General features: G+C 65.1%; 16 protein-coding genes and 1 pseudogene. 11 read left to right on the forward strand and 6 right to left on the reverse strand.

Annotation, left to right across the window (positions count from 1 at the left end; genetic code table 11):
- Positions 1-98: 98 nt before the first annotated feature.
- On the forward strand, positions 99-1,301 hold the full coding sequence (locus tag ACVJ19_RS12410; protein WP_453948890.1) for a YbfB/YjiJ family MFS transporter: 1,203 nt from the start codon (positions 99-101) through the stop codon (positions 1,299-1,301).
- Between the two features lie 118 nt (positions 1,302-1,419).
- Here ACVJ19_RS12410 and ACVJ19_RS12415 read toward each other — a convergent pair whose 3' ends face one another.
- From ACVJ19_RS12415 to ACVJ19_RS12430, 4 genes are all read right to left on the reverse strand, one after another.
- A complete protein-coding gene (locus tag ACVJ19_RS12415) occupies positions 1,420-2,202 on the reverse strand; it encodes a molybdopterin-binding protein (RefSeq protein ID WP_211405238.1) in 783 nt (260 codons plus the stop codon).
- Positions 2,203-2,216: 14 nt separating this feature from the next.
- Positions 2,217-2,846: a cytochrome b/b6 domain-containing protein gene (locus ACVJ19_RS12420; protein WP_453948889.1), complete on the reverse strand. Its 630-nt coding sequence runs from the start codon at positions 2,844-2,846 to the stop codon at positions 2,217-2,219.
- 183 nt (positions 2,847-3,029) lie between these two features.
- Positions 3,030-3,584, reverse strand: coding sequence for a fasciclin domain-containing protein (locus ACVJ19_RS12425; protein WP_453948888.1), 555 nt, complete (start codon positions 3,582-3,584; stop codon positions 3,030-3,032).
- 332 nt (positions 3,585-3,916) lie between these two features.
- Positions 3,917-4,678, reverse strand: a complete 762-nt coding sequence (locus tag ACVJ19_RS12430; protein ID WP_453948887.1) for an SDR family oxidoreductase — start codon at positions 4,676-4,678, stop codon at positions 3,917-3,919.
- Between the two features lie 95 nt (positions 4,679-4,773).
- On the opposite strand from ACVJ19_RS12430, the gene ACVJ19_RS12435 reads away from it, so the two are divergent.
- On the forward strand, positions 4,774-6,303 hold the full coding sequence (locus ACVJ19_RS12435; RefSeq protein ID WP_453948886.1) for a malonate--CoA ligase: 1,530 nt from the start codon (positions 4,774-4,776) through the stop codon (positions 6,301-6,303).
- Between the two features lie 208 nt (positions 6,304-6,511).
- Here ACVJ19_RS12435 and ACVJ19_RS12440 read toward each other — a convergent pair whose 3' ends face one another.
- Positions 6,512-7,369 (reverse strand): sulfite exporter TauE/SafE family protein, encoded by an 858-nt coding sequence (locus ACVJ19_RS12440; RefSeq protein ID WP_453948885.1) that lies wholly within the window; start codon positions 7,367-7,369, stop codon positions 6,512-6,514.
- Positions 7,370-7,539: 170 nt separating this feature from the next.
- Here ACVJ19_RS12440 and ACVJ19_RS12445 point away from each other — a divergent pair, with 170 nt between their 5' ends.
- The 7 genes and pseudogenes from ACVJ19_RS12445 to ACVJ19_RS12475 all read left to right on the forward strand — a co-directional run bounded on the left by ACVJ19_RS12445 (position 7,540) and on the right by ACVJ19_RS12475 (position 16,728).
- Positions 7,540-8,445 carry a LysR family transcriptional regulator gene (locus tag ACVJ19_RS12445; RefSeq protein ID WP_453948884.1) on the forward strand — a complete coding sequence of 302 codons (906 nt, stop codon included), beginning with the start codon at positions 7,540-7,542 and terminating at the stop codon, positions 8,443-8,445.
- A gap of 403 nt (positions 8,446-8,848) precedes the next feature.
- Positions 8,849-9,247 carry a succinate dehydrogenase, cytochrome b556 subunit gene (gene sdhC, locus ACVJ19_RS12450; RefSeq protein ID WP_453948883.1) on the forward strand — a complete coding sequence of 133 codons (399 nt, stop codon included), beginning with the start codon at positions 8,849-8,851 and terminating at the stop codon, positions 9,245-9,247.
- Positions 9,244-9,648 (forward strand): succinate dehydrogenase, hydrophobic membrane anchor protein, encoded by a 405-nt coding sequence (sdhD, locus tag ACVJ19_RS12455; RefSeq protein ID WP_453948882.1) that lies wholly within the window; start codon positions 9,244-9,246, stop codon positions 9,646-9,648. The genes sdhC and sdhD overlap by 4 nt, the downstream gene beginning before the upstream one ends.
- A 3-nt stretch (positions 9,649-9,651) precedes the next feature.
- Complete coding sequence (gene sdhA / locus ACVJ19_RS12460) at positions 9,652-11,487, forward strand: succinate dehydrogenase flavoprotein subunit (protein WP_453948881.1); 1,836 nt, start codon at positions 9,652-9,654, stop codon at positions 11,485-11,487.
- Positions 11,488-11,595: 108 nt separating this feature from the next.
- A pseudogene (locus ACVJ19_RS12465) lies at positions 11,596-12,379 on the forward strand (succinate dehydrogenase iron-sulfur subunit).
- Positions 12,380-12,567: 188 nt separating this feature from the next.
- Positions 12,568-14,721: an ATP-binding protein gene (locus tag ACVJ19_RS12470; RefSeq protein WP_453948880.1), complete on the forward strand. Its 2,154-nt coding sequence runs from the start codon at positions 12,568-12,570 to the stop codon at positions 14,719-14,721.
- Between the two features lie 51 nt (positions 14,722-14,772).
- The gene (locus tag ACVJ19_RS12475; RefSeq protein ID WP_453948879.1) at positions 14,773-16,728 is read left to right on the forward strand and encodes an ABC transporter ATP-binding protein/permease; all 1,956 of its coding nucleotides are present in this window, start codon (positions 14,773-14,775) and stop codon (positions 16,726-16,728) included.
- A 205-nt stretch (positions 16,729-16,933) separates the two neighbouring features.
- Here the strand turns inward: ACVJ19_RS12475 and ACVJ19_RS12480 are convergent, their stop codons facing one another.
- Positions 16,934-18,037, reverse strand: a complete 1,104-nt coding sequence (locus ACVJ19_RS12480) for an IS4 family transposase (protein ID WP_453947895.1) — start codon at positions 18,035-18,037, stop codon at positions 16,934-16,936.
- 251 nt (positions 18,038-18,288) lie between these two features.
- Here ACVJ19_RS12480 and ACVJ19_RS12485 point away from each other — a divergent pair, with 251 nt between their 5' ends.
- Complete coding sequence (locus tag ACVJ19_RS12485; RefSeq protein ID WP_453948878.1) at positions 18,289-19,113, forward strand: FkbM family methyltransferase; 825 nt, start codon at positions 18,289-18,291, stop codon at positions 19,111-19,113.
- Positions 19,114-19,138: 25 nt separating this feature from the next.
- Entirely contained in the window at positions 19,139-19,525 is a 387-nt protein-coding gene (locus tag ACVJ19_RS12490; protein WP_453948877.1) for a VOC family protein, read from the forward strand.
- Positions 19,526-19,576 lie beyond the last annotated feature (51 nt).

The following is a 19,576-nucleotide window of genomic DNA, read 5'->3' on the forward strand; positions in this document are numbered from 1 at the left end:
GCTAGAGCGGCGTTGCGCGCTTGGCAAGACACCATTGCCGCGCCGCGGCTGTGCAAGACCGGCAGGGCCTGCCACAGTGCGGGCTGCCGGAGTATCCCTTGCACGCCCCTGATCGCCCCCCGCTCGATGCACATCCTGCGCGGCTGATCCTGACCATGTCGCTGGCGGCGACGGTCGGGCTCGGCATCGGCCGCTTTGCCTATGCGCTGGTGCTGCCCGACATGCGGGAGGACCTCGGCTGGTCCTACTCGGCGGCCGGTTTCATGAACACGATCAACGCTGTCGGCTATCTCGTGGGCGCACTGGTGGCGTCCCGGCTGATCCGGCGCGTCGGCTGGTCGGCCGCGATCCGCGGCGGAACCCTCGCCTGCGTCGCCGCGCTCGCAACTTGCGCACTGACCGGCAATTTCGTCGCGCTGAGCCTTGCCCGCCTCGTGCTGGGCCTGGGGGCGGCGGCCGGCTTCGTCGCCGGCGGCGCGCTGGCCGCGGCGATCGCGCAGTCGCGCCCGGAGCGGGCCAATTTCCTGCTCAGCCTGTTCTATGCCGGGCCCGGCATCGGCATCCTCGCCTCCGGGCTGATCGCCCCGTTCACGCTGCAATATTTCGGGCCGGGCTCGTGGTGGCTGGTGTGGTGGGCGCTGACACTGCTGTCCGTCGCGATGACGATCCCGCTGTTCCTGATCCGCATCGAGAGCCGGGCGCGCTTCTCGGAAGGCAGCCACGCCGCTTTCGCGATTCTGCCCGTGCTGATTTATCTGGCCGGCTATTTCCTGTTCGGCGCGGGCTACATCGCCTACATGACCTTCATGATCGCCTATGTGCGCGACGGCGGCGGCGGCGCCGCGGCGCAGGCGGCGTTCTGGAGCCTGATCGGCCTAAGCGCCTTCGTCACGCCCTGGGCCTGGCGCGGCGTGCTGGCGCTCGACCGCGGCGGGCTCGCCACCGCCATCATCCTCGGCACCAACGCGCTCGGGGCCGCCTTGCCGATGCTCGGACATTCGCCGGCCTGGCTCGCGGTGTCGGCGGTCGTGTTCGGCGTCGCCTTCTTCGCCGTGGTCGGCTCGACCACCGCCTTCGTGCGCTTCAACTACCCGCCGGAGGTGTGGCCGACTGCGATCGCGGCGATGACGATCTCGTTCGGCGTCGGGCAAACGCTCGGCCCGATCGTGGTCGGCGCGATCACGGATGCGCTGGGGAGCTTGAGCTACGCGCTCAATGTGTCGGCGGCGCTGCTGGCGCTAGGGGCGGTGGCGGCGCTGTGTCAACGGAAGGTGGGGCCGGCCAAATCAACGGTGCCGTAGGGTGGGTTAGCGTCAGCGTAACCCACCATGCTTCCGCGTTTGCCGGACGAAGTTGGTGGGTTACGCCTGGCGGACTGCGCTTCGCGCAGCCGCGAGGCTAACCCACCCTACGAAGCCATCAGCTCCCGCTGAACGAATTATACCCCTGGTCTTCCCAGTAACCGCCCTTGTAGTCGTTGGTGACTTCCATCGAGACCACGTATTTCGGGTTCTTGAAGCCGAGTTTCGTGGGTACGCGGATCTTCATCGGGAAACCGTAGGCGCGCGGCAAAATCTCGTTCGCGTATTTGAACGTCATCTGGGTCTGCGGATGCAGCGCGCTGCGCATGTCGAGCGGCGAGTTGTAGCCGTCCTTGTCGGCGCACTGGAACCAGACATATTTCGCGCGCGTGTCGGCGCCGATCAGCTTGAGGAAATCGCGGAGCGGCGTGCCGGTCCAGCTGCCGATCGCGCTCCAGCCCTCGACGCAGATGTGGCGCGTGATCTGCGTGACCTGCGGCAACTTGTAGAGCTCGTCCAGCGTCCAGGACTTCTTGTTGTCGACGAGGCCGCGCACTTCGAGCTTCCAGTCCTTGCCATCGACGTCAGGGGCGTCGTCGAGATCGTAATAGGCGTTGAACGGAAACGGCTTCGTGATCGCGCTCTCGGGGAATGTCGGCGCGAGCGCGTCGGGATTGAAGATGAAGGCCTGTACCGCGTCGTTAAACTTCGAGACCTGCGCCAGTAGCGTATCGGCCGAGGACGAGTCCACAACGTCGCAGCCGGTCAGCAGCGTCAGCGCCCCCAGGCTGGCGCCGCCCGCAATGAAGCGGCGACGGGTAAAATCCGGCATCGTCTTGATGGCGTCCTTGATGAGCAACCGCTTGTCGACGCCGGGGATCAGGAATGAACGCTTGGCCATGACAATTCTCCTAATCAGCGGCCAATGATCATCGCGCGCAGGCTCTTCGGCACCAGCAGCGCGAGCAGGACGTGAATGACGAGGAAGGCGCAGATCGCGGCCATGCAGAAGAAGTGCACGTAGCGCGCGGTCGGATAGTCGCCGAACAGCATCACGAGATAATAGAGCTGCACCGGCTTCCACATGCCGAGGCCCGAGAGCACGATCAGCACGCCGACCACGATGATGCCGGCATACAGCAGGCGCTGCACGTAATTGTAGACGGTGAGGTCGTCATGGCCGAGCTTGAAGGTCAGGGCCGCCCTGACGTCGTGCAGCACGCCGGATGGCGTGATCGGCAGCAGTTTCCTGCGGAAGCGGCCGGTGGCGAAGCCCGTAATGAGATAGGCGAGGCCGTTGATCATCAACAGCCACATCGCCGCAAAATGCCAGAGCAGGCCGCCGCCGAGCCAGCCGCCGAGCGTGTACTCGCGCGGGAAGCTGAAGCCGAACAGCGGCGAGGCGTTGTAGATCTGCCAGCCCGACAGGATCATCAGGATCATGGCGAGGGCGTTGATCCAATGCATGACGCGGACCCAGGCCGGCTGGATCACTTTGGTCGGGGTGGCCCTGACCTGCTCGTCGGTGGCTGTGAGGCTCGCCATGGTGGTTCCGTCCTGAACGTCGTGTGACAGCGATTATACGCCGGTGCGCGCGCTTTCGTTACGTCCCATTGGCCATCGAATCGATGCCCGCAGGCTATGGTGGTCACAAAAAAGCGAGCCGGGGCACCCCCGGCTCGCCGTCTCGAAGCACCCTGTTCGGGGATGAAACAGGGGCGCGCGGTGTTACGTCGCCGGCATCAGCACGGTGTCGACCACATGGATGACGCCGTTCGACTGGTTGACGTTGGTGATCGTCACCATCGAGGTGCCGCCCTTGGCATCGACGATCCAGGTCTTGCCGTCCATCTTCTTGACCGTGAGCTCCTCGCCTTCGGCGGTCTTCAGCTTCTTGCCGTCGATGAGGTCGGAGGCCTCGAGCTTGCCGGGCACGACATGGTAGGTGAGGATCTTGGTCAGCGTCGCCTTGTTCTCGGGCTTGACGAGGTTGTCGACGGTGCCGGCCGGCAGCTTGCCGAAGGCGGCGTTGGTCGGCGCGAACACCGTGAACGGGCCCTTGCTTTCCAGCGTCGGCACGAGGCCGGCCGCCTTCACCGCCGCCACCAGCGTGGTGTGGTCCTTCGAGTTGACCGCGTTCTGGACGATGTTCTTCGACGGGAACATCGCGGCGCCGCCGACCATGACGGTCTTTTCCTCGGCACGCACCGGCGCGACGACGGTCGCGGTGATGGCGAGGGCGCTGAAGGCGGCGGCAGCGAGATAGGCAATGCGCTTCGACATGGAGAATCTCCCGATTGAATTGAGACCGGCACTCGCCGGTGCTTGAGTTGGGCAACAACGGTGCTTGCGACCTCTTGGCGAGAAGCAGCAGCGCCGTCGTTGGCCGAACTACGGGAGGGTTTGCGAAGTGGTTTCGGGGAAAAATTCTTTGTGATGCGTGAAACTATCGGGCGGCGTATTCGTGTGTGTGCGCGCGCTCAGCGCTCGGTGTCGTAGGGTGGGCAAAGCGCAGCGTGCCCACCAAACGCAAATGCGGAGAGAGACGGTGGGCACGGCGCTTCGCGCCTTTGCCCACCCTACGGCAGTACGCCCGTTGCGGCAGTGTGCCCGCCTCAATCCCTGCTCAACGGCGTCTGAATGAACCCGCGATTATGCGTCGGGCTGATCAGCAGCTCGTTGATGCAGACGCGCGGCGGCATCGAGGCGATGAAGGCGATGGTGCGGCCGAGGTCTTCGGGCTGCAGCATCCTGGCCTGCTCCGCCTCGCTCGGCACCACCGGGCGCAGCTTCAGGATCGGGGTTGCCACCTCGCCCGGCATCAGGCAGCAGGCGCGCAGGCCGTTGACGCATTCGTCCATGTTGAAGGAATGGGTCAGCGCCAGCACTGCATGCTTGGTGGTGGTGTAGGCCGGGCCCGGCATCTTCGAGACATGGCGGCCGGCCCAGGACGAGACGTTGATGATCGAGCCGTCCTGCTGCTTGCGCATCGTCGGCAGCACCGCGCGCATGCAATAGAGCACGCCGTTGAGATTGACCTGGACCAGCTTGTCCCAGCCCTCCTGTTCCATGTCCTGCCAGCTGCGCTTGGGAACATTGATGCCGGCATTGTTGACCAGAAGGTCGATGCGGCCATGTTTGGCGACAATTTGATCGGCCGCCTTCTGGGCATCAGTCGCGTCGGACACGTCGAGTGCAATGGCCTCGGCCGTCCCGCCCGCCCCGGCGATCTTCGCCACCACGGTATCCAGGGCGTCCTTGCGGCGGCCGGACACGACCACCGTCCAGCCGTCGGCAGCTAACGCCTCGGCGCCGGCCTCCCCGATCCCGCTGCCGCCGCCCGTCACCCAGGCCACGCGTTTCCCATTTTTTGACATGCAAACTGTCTCCGTTGCTTCATTGGGGCGGTTTTTGCTAATCCAGCCCTCGGTTTTGACCGGCCTTGTCAGTCTTGCGGTCGAGGAAATCTTGCATGAACCACGCAGCGAACGCCAACCTGTTTTCCCGCCTGTTCGACGGCCTCGACGATCCAAAGCGCCTCGCGATCGAGACGCAGGACGGCGCCCATATCAGCTATGGCGACCTGATCGCGCGGGCGGGGCAGATGGCGAACGTGTTGGTCGCGCGCGGCGTGAAGCCCGGCGACCGCGTCGCGGTGCAGGTGGAGAAATCCGTCGCCAACATCGTGCTGTATCTGGCGACCGTGCGCGCCGGCGCGGTCTATCTGCCGCTGAACACGGCCTACACGCTGAACGAGCTGGACTACTTCATCGGCGATGCCGAGCCGTCGCTGGTGATCTGCGATCCCTCCAAGGCGGAAGGGCTCGCCCCGATCGCCGCCAAGGTGACGGCCAAGGTCGAGACGCTCGGCGCTGACGGCAAGGGCTCGCTGACGGACGCCGCCGACAAGGCGAGCAGCGAATTCACGACCGTTGCGCGCGCGAGCGACGATCTCGCCGCGATCCTCTACACTTCGGGCACCACCGGCCGCTCCAAGGGCGCGATGCTCACCCACGACAACCTCGCGTCGAACTCGCTCTCGCTCGTCGGCTACTGGCGCTTCACCGACAAGGACGTGCTGATCCACGCGCTGCCGATCTATCACACGCACGGCCTGTTCGTGGCGACCAACGTGACGCTGTTCTCGCGCGCGTCGATGATCTTCTTGCCGAAGCTCGACCCGGACCTGATCATCAAGCTGATGGCGCGCGCAACGGTGCTGATGGGCGTGCCGACCTTCTACACCCGCCTGCTGCAGAACGCGGCGCTGTCGAAGGAGACGACCAAGCACATGCGGCTGTTCATCTCGGGCTCGGCGCCGCTGCTCGCCGACACCCATCGCGAATGGTCGGCGCGCACCGGCCACGCCGTGCTCGAGCGTTACGGCATGACCGAGACCAACATGAACACGTCGAACCCTTACGACGGCGAGCGCGTGCCCGGCGCGGTCGGCTTCCCCCTTCCCGGCGTTTCGGTCCGCGTCACCGAACCCGAGACCGGCAAGGAATTGCCGCGCGAGGAAATCGGCATGATCGAGGTGAAGGGCCCGAACGTCTTCAAGGGCTACTGGCGCATGCCGGAGAAGACCAAGGCCGAATTCCGGCCCGACGGCTTCTTCATCACCGGCGACCTCGGCAAGATCGACGACAAGGGCTACGTCCACATCCTCGGCCGCGGCAAGGATCTCGTGATCTCCGGCGGCTTCAACGTCTACCCCAAGGAAATCGAGAGCGAGATCGACGCCATGCCGGGCGTGGTGGAGTCCGCCGTGATCGGCGTGCCGCATGCCGATTTCGGCGAAGGCGTCACGGCGGTGCTGGTCTGCAACAAGGGCGCCGGCGTCAACGAGGCCTCGGTGCTGAAGGCGCTCGACGGGCGGCTCGCCAAATTCAAGATGCCCAAGCGGGTGTTCGTCGTCGACGAGCTGCCGCGGAATACGATGGGCAAGGTGCAGAAGAACGTGCTGCGCGATACGTACAAGGATATCTACGCGAAGAAATAGCGGCGCTCGTCGCGAGCGTGCTCTCGGCGCAGCTTGCGATCAAGACGAGCTCGTCACCACACAACAAGCTGTCATGCCCCGGCTTGACCGGGGCATCCAGTACGCCGCGACTTTTCGATTCAATCACTGCTGTCTCTGGAATACTGGATCGCCCGGTCGAGCCGGGCGATGACAGCGGAGTATGTGGCGCAGGGCTCGCCTCAAGCCGTCACTGCCCGCCCACCAGGCTCATCACAAACCGGCTGCCGACGATCAACAGATAACACCCGAACGCGGCCTCCAGCGTCCGTTTCGACATTGCATGCGCGGCTCTCACACCTAGCGGCGCGGTGACAAGACTCATCGGCATCACCAGCACGGCGCCGATCAGCGAGACGAAGCCGAGCGCGAAGGGGATCTGCAGCGCTGCGACGGCGGGATAGGTCGCCGCCGCCGGCCAGCCGGCATAGATGTAGCCGAGCGCGCCGGGGATCGAGATCAGCACCGCGAGCGCCGACGAGGTCGCGACCGCCTGGTGGATCGGCCGGTTATAGAAAGTCATCAGCAGGTTCGAGAACAAGCCGCCTCCGATGCCCATCAGCGTGGACAGAATGCCGACGCAGAAGCCGTAGACCCGCATCAGCGGTCCCTCAGGCAGATCGTCGCCGAATTTCCAGCCTTCGCGCGCGAAGATGAGACGCGCGGCCGCGGACCAGGCGACGGCGACGAACACGAACTTGAACAGCCGCTCCGGCGCGTAGCGCGCGATGACGCTACCGGCGGCGACGCCGATCACGATCGGCAGCCACCAGACGCGCAGAATCGACATATCCACGGCGCCGCGCTTGTAATGCGCCTGGAACGATCGGATCGAGGTCGGGATGATCACGGCGAGCGAGGTGCCGACGCACAGCGGCATCCGCACCTCCAGCGGCACGCCGGCGATGCGGAAGCATTCGTAGAACACCGGCACGAGTATAGCGCCGCCGCCGATGCCGAACACACCGGCCAGAAATCCGGAGAGCGCACCAGTTGCCATCAGCAGCAGCGCGAGCTCGACGACGTCAAAAACCTCGAGGCCGCTCATCGGCGGCGATCCGTCGGCAGCCCTCGCGGATGCACGATGGAGGTCAGGCTGACATGGGTGGGCATGGGCAAGTCCCGGTCTGCTTGGATCCGGCCAAGCTAGACCCTTCCGATTTTCGGGGCTATTCTTTGCAAGCGGAACGCTCCCTTGCGAATTTCGGAAGGATCGCGATGGACCAGCTAGCGGCGATGGCGACCTTTGTGCGGGCCGTGGACGCCGGCAGCCTGTCGGCGGCGGCGCGATCATTGCCGAGCTCGCTGACATCGGTGAGCCGGCAGATTTCCGCGCTCGAGCGGCATTTCGGCACGCGCCTGCTGATGCGGACGACGCGGCAGCTCGCGCTCACGGAGGATGGGCGCATGCTCTACGAGCGCGCCAAGTCGATCCTGGGCGAGCTCAAGGAAATCGAAGAGGGGCTGGCCGGCAATCGCCGCGAGCCGTCGGGACGACTGCGTCTGAGCGCACCGACATTGATGGGACGCCTGCTGATCGCGCCGCTGCTCGGCGATTTCCTCCGCGCCTACCCATCGCTCTCCGTGGACCTGCTGCTGGTCGATCGCAACGTCGATTTGATCGAGGAGGATGTTCACCTGGCGCTTCGCGTCGGGCGCATGCCCGATTCGCAGCTGGTGATGCGAAAGCTCGCGGAGGTGCAGATGATTCACTGCGCCTCGCCCGATTACCTCGCACGCCGCGGCGAACCAGATGCGCCTGCCGATCTGGCGCAGCATGATTGCCTGGTGTTTTCCGACGCGCCGGGCGCTGCAACCTGGCGCTTCGGCCGCGAGGCGAACGGCGGAACGCGAGTTCGCATCTCGGGACGGCTCTGGATCAACAGCCTCGATGCGCTCGCCGCCGCCGCCGAGAACGGCGCAGGCATCGTCCGCGTGCCGTCATGGCAGGTGGAGAGGCAGCTGGCGGAAGGACGCCTGCGACGTCTCCTGCGCGCGCACGAGCCTGCGCCGGCGCCGCTGCAAGCGCTGTATCAGCCGTCGCGACTCGGCTCGACCAAGATTCGCACCTTCATCGATTTCCTGGTCGCGCGCTGGCGCGGAAGCGATCCGCTCAGCCGGTGATCTCCGTGGCGGGGTGGGATGCAGGATGTGCATATCCGGACCCGATCAAATCGAATGGTGAGGAGGAAGCTAGGCGCCCGGTTGAACAAGGCTGGCGGTGCCTTTGGCCGATATCTGCCCGGTTTGGACGGCATGGTCCGTTTAGAGGTGTTCCAATAGCAATTTCAACGCGCCTCAGCGCTCTCAAAAGATATGAATATATGTTCGCTTCTTTGTTGGCGGACCGACGCCCTGGTATACCAAGCCCCTGATTGGCCTTGTTTCATCAAGGCTGTAGGGATGAACCCAGGTTCGATTTATGGCGATTTGGTGATTGCGCAGGCCAAATCGACTCCGTAAATAGAGCCGACCTTTCGCGATCCCCGCGCGCGCCCTCAAGGGCCGCCATACAACATCAAAGCCCATGACCGCACGGATCGAACGACCGCTTTCACCACACATGCAAGTCTATCGCTGGACGCTGACGATGGCTCTGTCCATCGTCCATCGTGCCACCGGTATCGCCCTCTATGTCGGAACCCTGCTGCTGGTCTGGTGGCTGATCGCGGCAGCCTCCGGCCCCGCCGCCTACGCGCACGTCCAGGCCTTCACCGGCAGCATCATCGGCCGCCTGATCGTGTTCGGCTACACCTGGGCCTTGATGCACCATATGCTCAGCGGCATCCGGCATTTCGTCTGGGACCTTGGCTACGGCTTCAAGGCCAATGAGCGCGAGGCGCTGACCTGGGGCGCCCTGATCGGCGGCATCGCGCTGACGGTGCTGATCTGGATCATCGCCTATGCGAACGGAGGCGGCCGATGAGCACAGCCGATACGCCGAAGCGCAGCATGCGCACCCCGCTCGGCCGCGTCCGCAATCTCGGCGCCGCGCATTCCGGCACGTCCGATTTCTGGCGCCAGCGCATCACCGGCGTCGCCATGACGCTGCTGATGATCCCGGCGCTGGTGATCATCATGATGCTGCTCGGCCGCAACCAGGTCTACGCTGCGCAGACCCTGAGCTCCATTCCCGTCGCGGTGATCCTGCTCCTCTTCATCTTCGCCAGCGCCTGGCACATGAAGATCGGCATGCAGGTCGTGATCGAGGACTACGTCCATAACGAGAAGCTGAAGCTCACCGCGATCATGCTCAACAACTTCTTCTCGGTCGCCGTGGCGCTCGCCTCGACCTACGCGATCCTGAAACTGTCTTCCGGAGTGTAACCCATGGCCAACGAGACGAATGGCAAGGGCAACGGCGCTCCCGCCACCAACGGCAAAGCCTATCCGATCGAAGACCACACCTATGACGTCGTCGTCGTCGGTGCCGGCGGCGCAGGCCTGCGCGCCGTGGTCGGCTGCAGCGAGGCCGGTCTTCGCACCGCCTGCATCACAAAAGTGTTTCCGACCCGCTCGCACACGGTTGCGGCGCAGGGCGGCATCTCGGCCTCGCTCGGCAACATGCACAAGGACGACTGGCGCTGGCACATGTACGACACCGTGAAGGGGTCGGACTGGCTGGGCGACCAGGACGCGATCGAATACATGGTGCGCAACGCGCCCGACGCGGTCTACGAGCTCGAGCATTGGGGCGTGCCGTTCTCGCGCACCGAGGACGGCAAGATCTACCAGCGTCCGTTCGGCGGCATGACCACCGAGTTCGGCAAGGCCCAGGCGCAGCGCACCTGCGCCGCCGCCGACCGCACCGGCCACGCCATGCTGCACACGATGTACGGCCAGTCGCTGCGCCACGCGGCCGAGTTCTTCATCGAATTCTTCGCCATCGACCTGATCATGGACGACCAGGGCACCTGCCGCGGTGTCATCGCGCTCAAGCTCGACGACGGCACGCTGCACCGCTTCCGCGCCCAGACCACGATTCTGGCGACCGGCGGCTATGGCCGCGCCTACGCCTCCTGCACCTCGGCGCACACCTGCACCGGCGACGGCGGCGGCATGGTGCTGCGCGCCGGCCTGCCGATGCAGGACATGGAGTTCGTGCAGTTCCACCCGACCGGCATCTACGGCTCGGGCTGTCTCGTCACCGAGGGTGCGCGCGGCGAAGGCGGTTATCTCGTCAACTCCGAAGGCGAGCGCTTCATGGAGCGCTATGCGCCGTCCGCGAAGGACCTCGCCTCGCGCGACGTCGTCTCGCGCGCGATGACCATCGAGATCCGCGAAGGCCGCGGGGTCGGCAAGAAGAAGGACCACATCTTCCTTCATCTCGACCATCTCGATCCCGCGGTGCTCGCCGAGCGCCTGCCGGGTATCTCGGAATCGGCAAAGATCTTCGCCAATGTCGATGTGACGCGCGAGCCGATCCCGATCGTGCCGACCGTGCACTACAACATGGGCGGCATCCCCACCAACTATCACGGCGAAGTGCTGACCAAGAAGGATGGCGACGACAACGCGATCATTCCGGGCCTGATGGCGATCGGCGAAGCCGCCTGCGTCTCCGTGCACGGCGCCAACCGCCTCGGCTCCAACTCGCTGATCGATCTCGTCGTGTTCGGCCGCGCCGCCGCGCTCCGCCTCGCCGAGAAGCTCACGCCCAACGCCAAGCAGCCGGAGCTGCCGGCGAACTCGGCCGAGCTCGCGCTCGGCCGTCTCGACCATTATCGTTACGCCTCCGGCGGCACCCCGACCGCCAAGCTGCGCGAGGGCATGCAGCACGTGATGCAGAACAACTGCGCGGTGTTCCGCACCGGCGAAGTCCTGAGCGAAGGCCAGAACCTGATCCAGAAGGTCCACAGCGGCATCACCGACATCGCCGTGTCCGACCGCTCGCTGGTGTGGAATTCGGACCTCGTCGAGACGCTGGAGTTCGACAATCTGATCTCGCAGGCGGTGGTGACGATGAACTCGGCCGCCAACCGCACCGAGAGCCGCGGCGCGCACGCCCGCGAGGATTTCTCCGAGCGCGACGACAAGAACTGGATGAAGCACACGCTGGCCTGGCTGGACGATGCCGGCAAGGTCAAGATCGAGTACCGCCCGGTTCACAACTACACCATGACCAACGACGTGCAGTACATCCCGCCGAAGGCGCGCGTGTACTGATCGAACAGTTAGCCGTCATTCCGGGGCGATGCGCAGCATCGAACCCGGAATCTCGAGGTTCCGGGTCTGGTCCTTCGGACCATCCCGGAATGACGAAAGGTTAGAGCAATGGTTGAATTCGCACTTCCGAAGAACTCCAAGATCACAGGTGGCAAGACCTGGCCGAAGCCCGCGGGCGCGACCGAGCTCCGCGAGTTCAAGGTCTATCGCTGGAATCCGGATGACGGCAAGAATCCGAGCGTCGACACCTATTACGTCGACACCAATGATTGCGGTCCGATGGTGCTGGACGGCCTGATCTGGATCAAGAACCACATCGACCCGTCGCTGACCTTCCGCCGCTCCTGCCGCGAAGGCGTCTGCGGCTCCTGCGCCATGAACATCGACGGCCAGAACACGCTCGCCTGCACCCGCTCGATGCACGACGTCAAGGACGGCGCGGTGAAGATCAACCCGCTGCCGCACCAGCCGGTGGTGAAGGACCTCGTCCCCGACCTCACCAATTTCTACGCGCAGTATGCCTCGGTCGAGCCGTGGCTGAAGACGACCTCGCCGACGCCTCAGAAAGAATGGCGCCAGAGCCACGAGGACCGCGAGAAGCTCGACGGCCTCTACGAGTGCATCCTGTGCGCCTGTTGCTCGACCCTCCTGCCCGAGCTACTGGTGGAACAGCGAGCGCTATCTCGGTCCCGCCGCGCTGCTGCAGGCCAACCGCTGGGTCTCCGATTCGCGCGACGAGGCCACCGGCGAGCGCCTCGACAATCTCGAGGATCCGTTCCGGCTCTACCGCTGCCACACCATCATGAACTGCGCCAAGGCCTGCCCGAAGGGCCTCAACCCGGCGGAAGCCATCGCCGAGCTCAAGCTCAAGATGGTCGAGCGGCAGATCTAGCATCGTTCATGCTAGGGACCCCGGCCACCGCGGCCGGGCATTCCACGATCGGCCTCAGTTTGAGTAGAATTTGCCGCAACGCGCGTGGCGGGCGATTCGGCGGAATACAACCCAAGATTATCGCGACAAGCCGCTTCCTTCCTGGCGGGAAATTCAAGTAAGCTCTCCGGTCTGGGACCGGAGCGACCGTGCAGGGAGCGCAACGCAATTCGCTGAGGCTTTTGCAGTGGATGATGGTTGCATCCCTGGCGCTGCCGATTGCGCTGTTCGCGATCGCCTCCACGATCTCCTACACCTCGACCAGGGACATCGCCGACCGCGAGATCGAGCGCACGCTCGATGTGGCGCATGAACATGCACTCAAGGTGTTCGAGACCATCGACCGCAGCCTGTCCGAGCTCAACGAGGTGGTGCGCGGCCTTCCCGACGACATCATCCGCGCGCGCGAAGCGGCGCTGCACCGCCGGCTGAAGCGGCTCGCCGATTCGCTGCCGCAGCTGAAATCGGCCTGGATCTTCGACGCGGACGGAAAAGCACTGGTCAACAGCCTCGTCTCGCCGCCGCCGGGGCTCGCCTTTGCGGACCGCGACTATTTTTACGTCCACGTCGACCAGGCCATCGGCACCATCATCGGCATGCCGCTGACGCCGCGTCCGCCCTATCAGGGCGCGCGCTTCTTCGGCATGAGCCGCCGCCGCGACTCCGACGACGGCCGCTTCATCGGCGTGATCCAGGCCTCCGTCCTGCCGGAATATTTCGAGAGTTTCTATGCCAGGATCGGCTCCGATCCCGGCAGCTTCTTCGCGATGGGTCGCACCGACGGCGTGGTGCTGGCGCATTTCCCGCGGCTCGACCGTGACCTCCGCCTCGATCCGGGCGGACCGGTCGGCCGCGAGATCGCCGCGCACCCCGCGCAGGGGCTCATGACCATCGCCTGGCCGTCGGACGGGATCGAGCGCCGCATCGGCTACAGGCGCGTCGCCGAATATCCGATCTATGTCAGCGCCGGCTTCGAGACCTCGGCGATCCGCGCACGCTGGTTCGCCACCATAGGGCAGCATCTGGTGTTCGGCGTTCCCGCCACCGCGCTGCTGTTCCTGCTGCTCGCATTCGCCTTCCGGCGCACCCAGCATCTGCAGATGGAAGCCGCAAAGCGGCGCGAGGCCGAGGAGGCGCTCAAGCACAGCCAGCGCCTGGAGGCGCTCGGCCAGCTCACCGGCGGCGTCGCCCACGACTTCAACAACCTCCTGACCGTGATCCGCGCTTCGGTCGATCTGTTGAACCGCCCGCAGCTGAGCGAGGAGCGACGGCAGCGCTACATCACCGCGATTGCGGACGCGGTGGCGCGCGCAGCCAAGCTGACCTCGCAGCTGCTCGCCTTCGCGCGGCGCCAGACCCTGAAACCGGAAGTGTTCGACGTCGGCGAGCGGTTGCAATCGCTGCACGATATGCTCGCCACGCTGCTTGGCCCCGCCATCGAGATCGCGATGCGGCTGCCGGCGGAGCCGTGCCTCGTCAATGCCGATGCCAGCCAGTTCGAGACCGCGCTGATCAACATGGCGACCAATGCGCGCGATGCCATGCAGGGCAAGGGCAGGATCAGCTTCACCGTCGAGGCGGCGACGACCATTCCTGACACGCTGGCGCACGTCTCGTACAGTCATATCCCGGGAAGCCTTGGCTTCGTCGGTGTGATCGTCAGCGACACCGGCGTCGGCATTCCGGCCGCGCGCCTCGGGCGGATCTTCGAGCCGTTCTTCACCACCAAGCAGGTCGGCCACGGCACCGGCCTTGGCCTGTCCCAGGTGTTCGGTTTCGCCCGGCAATCCGGTGGGGAGGTGACGGTCACGAGCGAAGTCGGCCGGGGCAGCACCTTCTCGCTCTATCTCCCGCGCGTGCCCGCGGACCTCTTGCCGCAGCAGCAGGCGCCGAACACCGCGCCTGCGGTGGCCGGCAGCGGCATGTCGGTGCTGCTGGTCGAGGACAATATCGAGCTCGCCAATTTCGCCGCCGATGGCCTCACCGCGCTCGGCTACAGCATCACGCTGGTCGACAATGCCGCCGATGCGCTCGCCGAGCTTGTCGTGGACGCGGATCGTTTCGATGTCGTGTTCTCCGACATTGTGATGCCCGGGATGACCGGACTCGATCTGGCGCGGGCGATCCGCGATCGCGGCATCGGCGTGCCGGTCGTGCTGACCACCGGCTACAGCCAGGCCCTGTCCCAGGAAGGCAGCCTCGATTTCGATCTCGTGCAAAAGCCCTATTCGATCGAGGAGCTGTCGCGCGTGCTGCACCGGGCCGCGCGACTGCGGCGGGTGCGCGACGGCGCCGCCGAGTAGGGTATTACGGAACCAACGGGAACCTGCTGATTTGTCTCGCGTTGTCCGGCCATGCAAAAGCCAGCCGGGAAGCGCGAACAAGGCAAGACGCCACCCATTGTCGAGATCAAGGGCGAGAACGGCGATGAGGTCGCGCCGCCACCGCCCGAGGTGCTCGAACCCGATCCCGAGCTCACTCCCGAAGAGGCCGAGCAGGCCCGCAAGGATTATCTGCTGACCCGCTTCTGGATCAGTGCGCGCGGCTTCTGGGGCCGCAACGGCGACCGCCTCGCCTGGCCGTTCTCGATCGGCCTCGGCGTGCTGATCGTCCTCACCGTCTGCTTCCAATACGGCATCAATGTCTGGAATCGCGCCATCTTCGATGCGCTCGAGAAGCGGGACGCGGCGAGCGTCTTCCATCTCACCGCACTATTCTTCCCGCTTGCGATCGGCAGCATCGTGCTCGGCGTGGTGCAGGTGTTCGCGCGCATGGGCATCCAGCGGCGCTGGCGGGCCTGGCTCACCAGCAGCGTGCTGACGCGCTGGCTCACCAACGGACGCTACTACCAGCTCAACCTCGTCGGCGGCGATCACGAGAATCCGGAATACCGGATTGGGGAGGACTTGCGCATCGCGACCGATGCGCCGGTCGATTTCGTCGCCGGCGTCACCTCGGCGCTGCTGTCGGCCACGACCTTCATCGTCGTGCTCTGGACCATCGGCGGCGCCCTCACCGTCACGCTTGGCGGCTCCTCGGTGACCGTTCCCGGCTTCCTCGTGATCGCCGCCATCCTCTACGCCGCGATCGCATCCGGCTCGATCACGGTGATCGGCCGGCGCTTCGTGCAGGTCTCGGAGGACAAGAACCAGGCCGAGGCCGATTTCCGCTACACGCTGACGCGCGTGCGCGAGAACGGCGAGAGCATCGCACTGCTCGGCGGCGAAGAGGAGGAGCGCGACGGCCTCGACCGCAATTTCACCAACGTGCTGCGGCAATGGGCGCGGCTGGCCGGTCAGCACATGCGCACGACGCTGGTGTCGCAGGGCTCGGGCCTCCTCGCACCGGTCGTGCCGCTCCTGCTCTGCGCGCCAAAATTCCTCGACGGCAGCATGACGCTGGGGCAGGTGATGCAGGCGGCCTCCGCTTTCACGATCGTGCAGAGCGCGTTCGGCTGGCTGGTCGACAATTATCCGCGGCTCGCCGACTGGAACGCCTGCGCCCGCCGCATCGCTTCGCTGATGATGTCGCTCGACGGCCTCGAACGCGCCGAGCAGGGCGACGGCCTCGGCCGCATCAAGCGCGGCGAAACACACAATGAGGCGATGCTGGAGCTGCACGACCTGTCGGTCACGCTCGATGACGGCACTGCAGTGGTCGGCGAGACCGAGGTGGTGATCGAACCGGGCGAGCGTCTGCTGGTCGCCGGCGAATCCGGTACCGGCAAGAGCACGCTGGTGCGCGCCATTGCCGGGCTATGGCCGTGGGGCGACGGAAGCGTCAACTTCCATCCCGACCGGCGGCTGTTCATGCTGCCGCAGCGTCCCTACGTGCCCACCGGATCGCTGCGCCGCGCCGCCGCCTATCCCGGCGCCGCAGAGGATTGGACCGTCGAGGAGATCGGGGAAGCCCTGCACAAGGTCGGCCTCGACCATCTCAAGAAGAAGATCGAGGAGGAGGGCCCCTGGGACCAGACGCTGTCGGGCGGCGAGAAGCAGCGCCTCGCGTTCGCGCGGCTGCTGCTACACAAGCCCGACATTGTGGTGCTCGATGAAGCGACCTCGGCGCTCGACGAGAAGAGCCAGGACAAGATGATGAAGATGGTCACTGACGAGCTGCCGAAGGCGACCATCGTCAGCGTCGCGCATCGCGTCGAGCTGGAAGCCTTTCACAGCCGCAAGATCGTGCTGGAGCGCCGCAAGGGCGGCGCCAAGCTTGTCAGCGACGTCGACCTGATCCCGCGCAACAGCCGGCGCAGGCTGCTCGGCCGATTCCTGCGCCAGCGCAAGGCGGCGAAGCAGGCGGCGTGAAACTCTCCCGTCGTCCCGGCGAAGGCCCATGGGCGCTAAAATAGTTGCATTGCTTGATAGCGACGTTTTCGTCTTGGTGGTTCGTGTAGATGCCGTCCGAGCGTGGAGCGAAGTCTGCGCAGGCAAGCAATCGCGGGTTGGGGCATGATTGCTTGTCGGAGGGAGGCGACGAGTTGGCGGAGCAGACGCCAGGTCCCTGGACGGGTCAGGCGGCCTCGGCCAAGCGGGGAGAGTCCTCGAGTTCGTCGACGAGTGGCTCGAGCAGGAGAATGATCAGCAGATGAGCGAGGATGTGGGGCCTGGCGGACCGCTCGTCAGTTCCGGGAGGGCCCTTCAGGCCAATCAAACTCTTGAGCCGCTTGAAGCCGAGTTCAATGCGCCATCGCAGCCGATAGAGGGCAAGGACATCGCTCGTTGAGAAGTCCTCCGGTGCGAGCGAGGTCACCAGGATCACCCAATCTGCAGCGTCAAGTGTTTGCCTGGAGAGCTGGTGGCCTCCCTTTTGGGCCGTTCGGCGCGCCTTGCGTCGTGCGACCGCGGCCGCTTGCGCCGGCTTCTTGACGGCAACCAGACGCAGAGCGAGCAGCGGTGCGCCAGACTTGCGTTTTATCCAGATCGGTCGATCGATCAGGCCACATGCCGAAGCCTTGCGCAGTTCGGCCGTCAGATCGACCAGACCACCTTTGGCATCAACCCAACGCGCGCTCTTCCAGCCGGACCGGATCACGAAGTCCGCGCCGGCATCGACGAGACGTGCCATGCGCTCCGGTTGCAGATAAGCGCGGTCGCCAAGACGGATTTCGCCGGCAATCACCGGTATCCGGTCCAGCGTCTCGCCCGCTCGCTGATCGGTCAGCTCGAAGTGACCAAAGCGCTCCTGCGGAAGATCGAACGCGCTGTGTATGCGCCACACCGCGTTCTTGTTCCTGCCGCTCGTCCCAGCCTTCGGGACCGTCGTGGCGTCAACAATGCGGATCAGGCGGCCGTGGCTCGCCTTCGGCGCACCGCTCGCCAGTGCTTGGCCTATCAACTTCGCCAGCCAATCTCCGCACTGACGCAACCGATACAACAGAGCCACGTTGGAGATATCGACAAGGCCCACCGACGTGGCCCATGCCGCCGTCAACCGCAGACCTCGCTCGCCAAGGCAATACGCCAGGATCAAGCGCAGCAAATCCACCGCATTGCTGATTTCCCGCGGGCGGACAAACGCCTTCGTCTCGCGCGCGCTAACGTTGAGCGCTTCGGCGCCGCCAAGCCGGGCGACAACACGCGCCCAGTCCTCGTTCACAAGCGATTCGTGTGCCATCCCAATTTGGAATCACAAGCCAATCCAATGCGCAAATCCTATTTTAGCGCCCATGGGCGAAGGCCGGGACCCATACCGCGTGATATGTCGGTGGAATACAGTGCCCGTAACACGGTAAACTACTTAACTGCTCGTCTTCGCCAAACTCCTTCCTGTGGTTATGGGTCCCGGCCTTCGCCGGGACGACACCGAAATTGTGGCCCCCCGCAAAACCGGCTATGCATGCGCCACTTGCAACGAGGACCTGCTGCTTGACGCCCGACAATGCTCCTTCGTCCGCGCCGTTCGGCGCGTTTGCGCCGAACGCGGCGCAGGCCGCGATTATCAGCCTCGCGACGCGATCGGGGCTGAAGCGCGGCGCATTCCGGCCCTGGCTGTCGCGGCTGGTCAATTTGCTGCGCGGCGGCCCGGTCGATGTGCAGTATCAGGGCGCCTCGTTCCGCTTCTATCACCAGGGCAGTGCGACCGAGCGCGGCGCGTTGTTCAATCCCGACTACAATCTCGACGAGCTCGACTTCCTGCGCCAGCACACCCCAGCGGGCGGCACGTTCGTCGATGTCGGCGCCAATGTCGGCACGTTCGCACTGGTGATGGCGCGGCAGGTTGGGCCCACCGGAAAAGTGGTCGCGATCGAGCCGCATCCGCTGACCTTCGGACGACTCTCCTTCAACCATGTCGCATCGAAGGCGACGCAGGTGCGCCTGGTTCAGGCCGCGGCGGGCGACAGCGACGGCGAGCTGATGATCGAGAGCGGCGGCGGCAATCTCGGCGCCACGCATGTCGTGACCGGCACGGCCAGCGCTGACGCCATCAAGGTGCCATCGCTGCGCTTGACGCGCATTCTCGACGAGGCCGGCGTCGGCCAAGTCGATTCGCTCAAGATCGATGTCGAGGGTTTCGAGGACCGCGTGCTGATCGGCTTCTTCCGCGACGCACCGCAATCGCTGTGGCCGCGCGCGGTCGTGATCGAGCATCTGTCACAAAACGAATGGCAGCAGGATTGTATTGCCGACATGGTCGCGTGCGGCTTTGCGGTCGCGCGCAAGACACGAAGCAATACGTTCCTGTCGCGCTGACAGGGACGAGCAAGGGAGGTTAGCGATGATCGACCATCTGGGTTTCTCGGTCTCCGATTACGAGCGCGCGAAAGCGTTTTATGCGAAGGCGCTGGCGCCGCTCGGCTACGGCCTGATCATGGAGGTCACGGCTGAGCAGACCGGTCACGCTGCGGCGGCCGGATTCGGCGCCGACGGCAAGCCGGACTTCTGGATCGGCGGCGAAGGCGCGATGAACAAGCCGGTGCATGTCGCGATCGCGGCCAAGGACCGCGCCACGGTCGACGCATTCTACAAGGCAGCGATCGCGGCCGGCGGCCGCGACAATGGTCCGCCGGGCATCCGCCCGCATTATCACGCGAACTATTACGGCGCATTCGTGCTCGATCCCGATGGCCACAACATCGAGGCCGTCTGCCATCTGCCCGAATAGGGCGCTTCGAATCGATGCGACAGGGAACATCGGCACGGCGTCGTCGTTATC

The organism is Bradyrhizobium sp. USDA 376 (assembly GCF_054063675.1).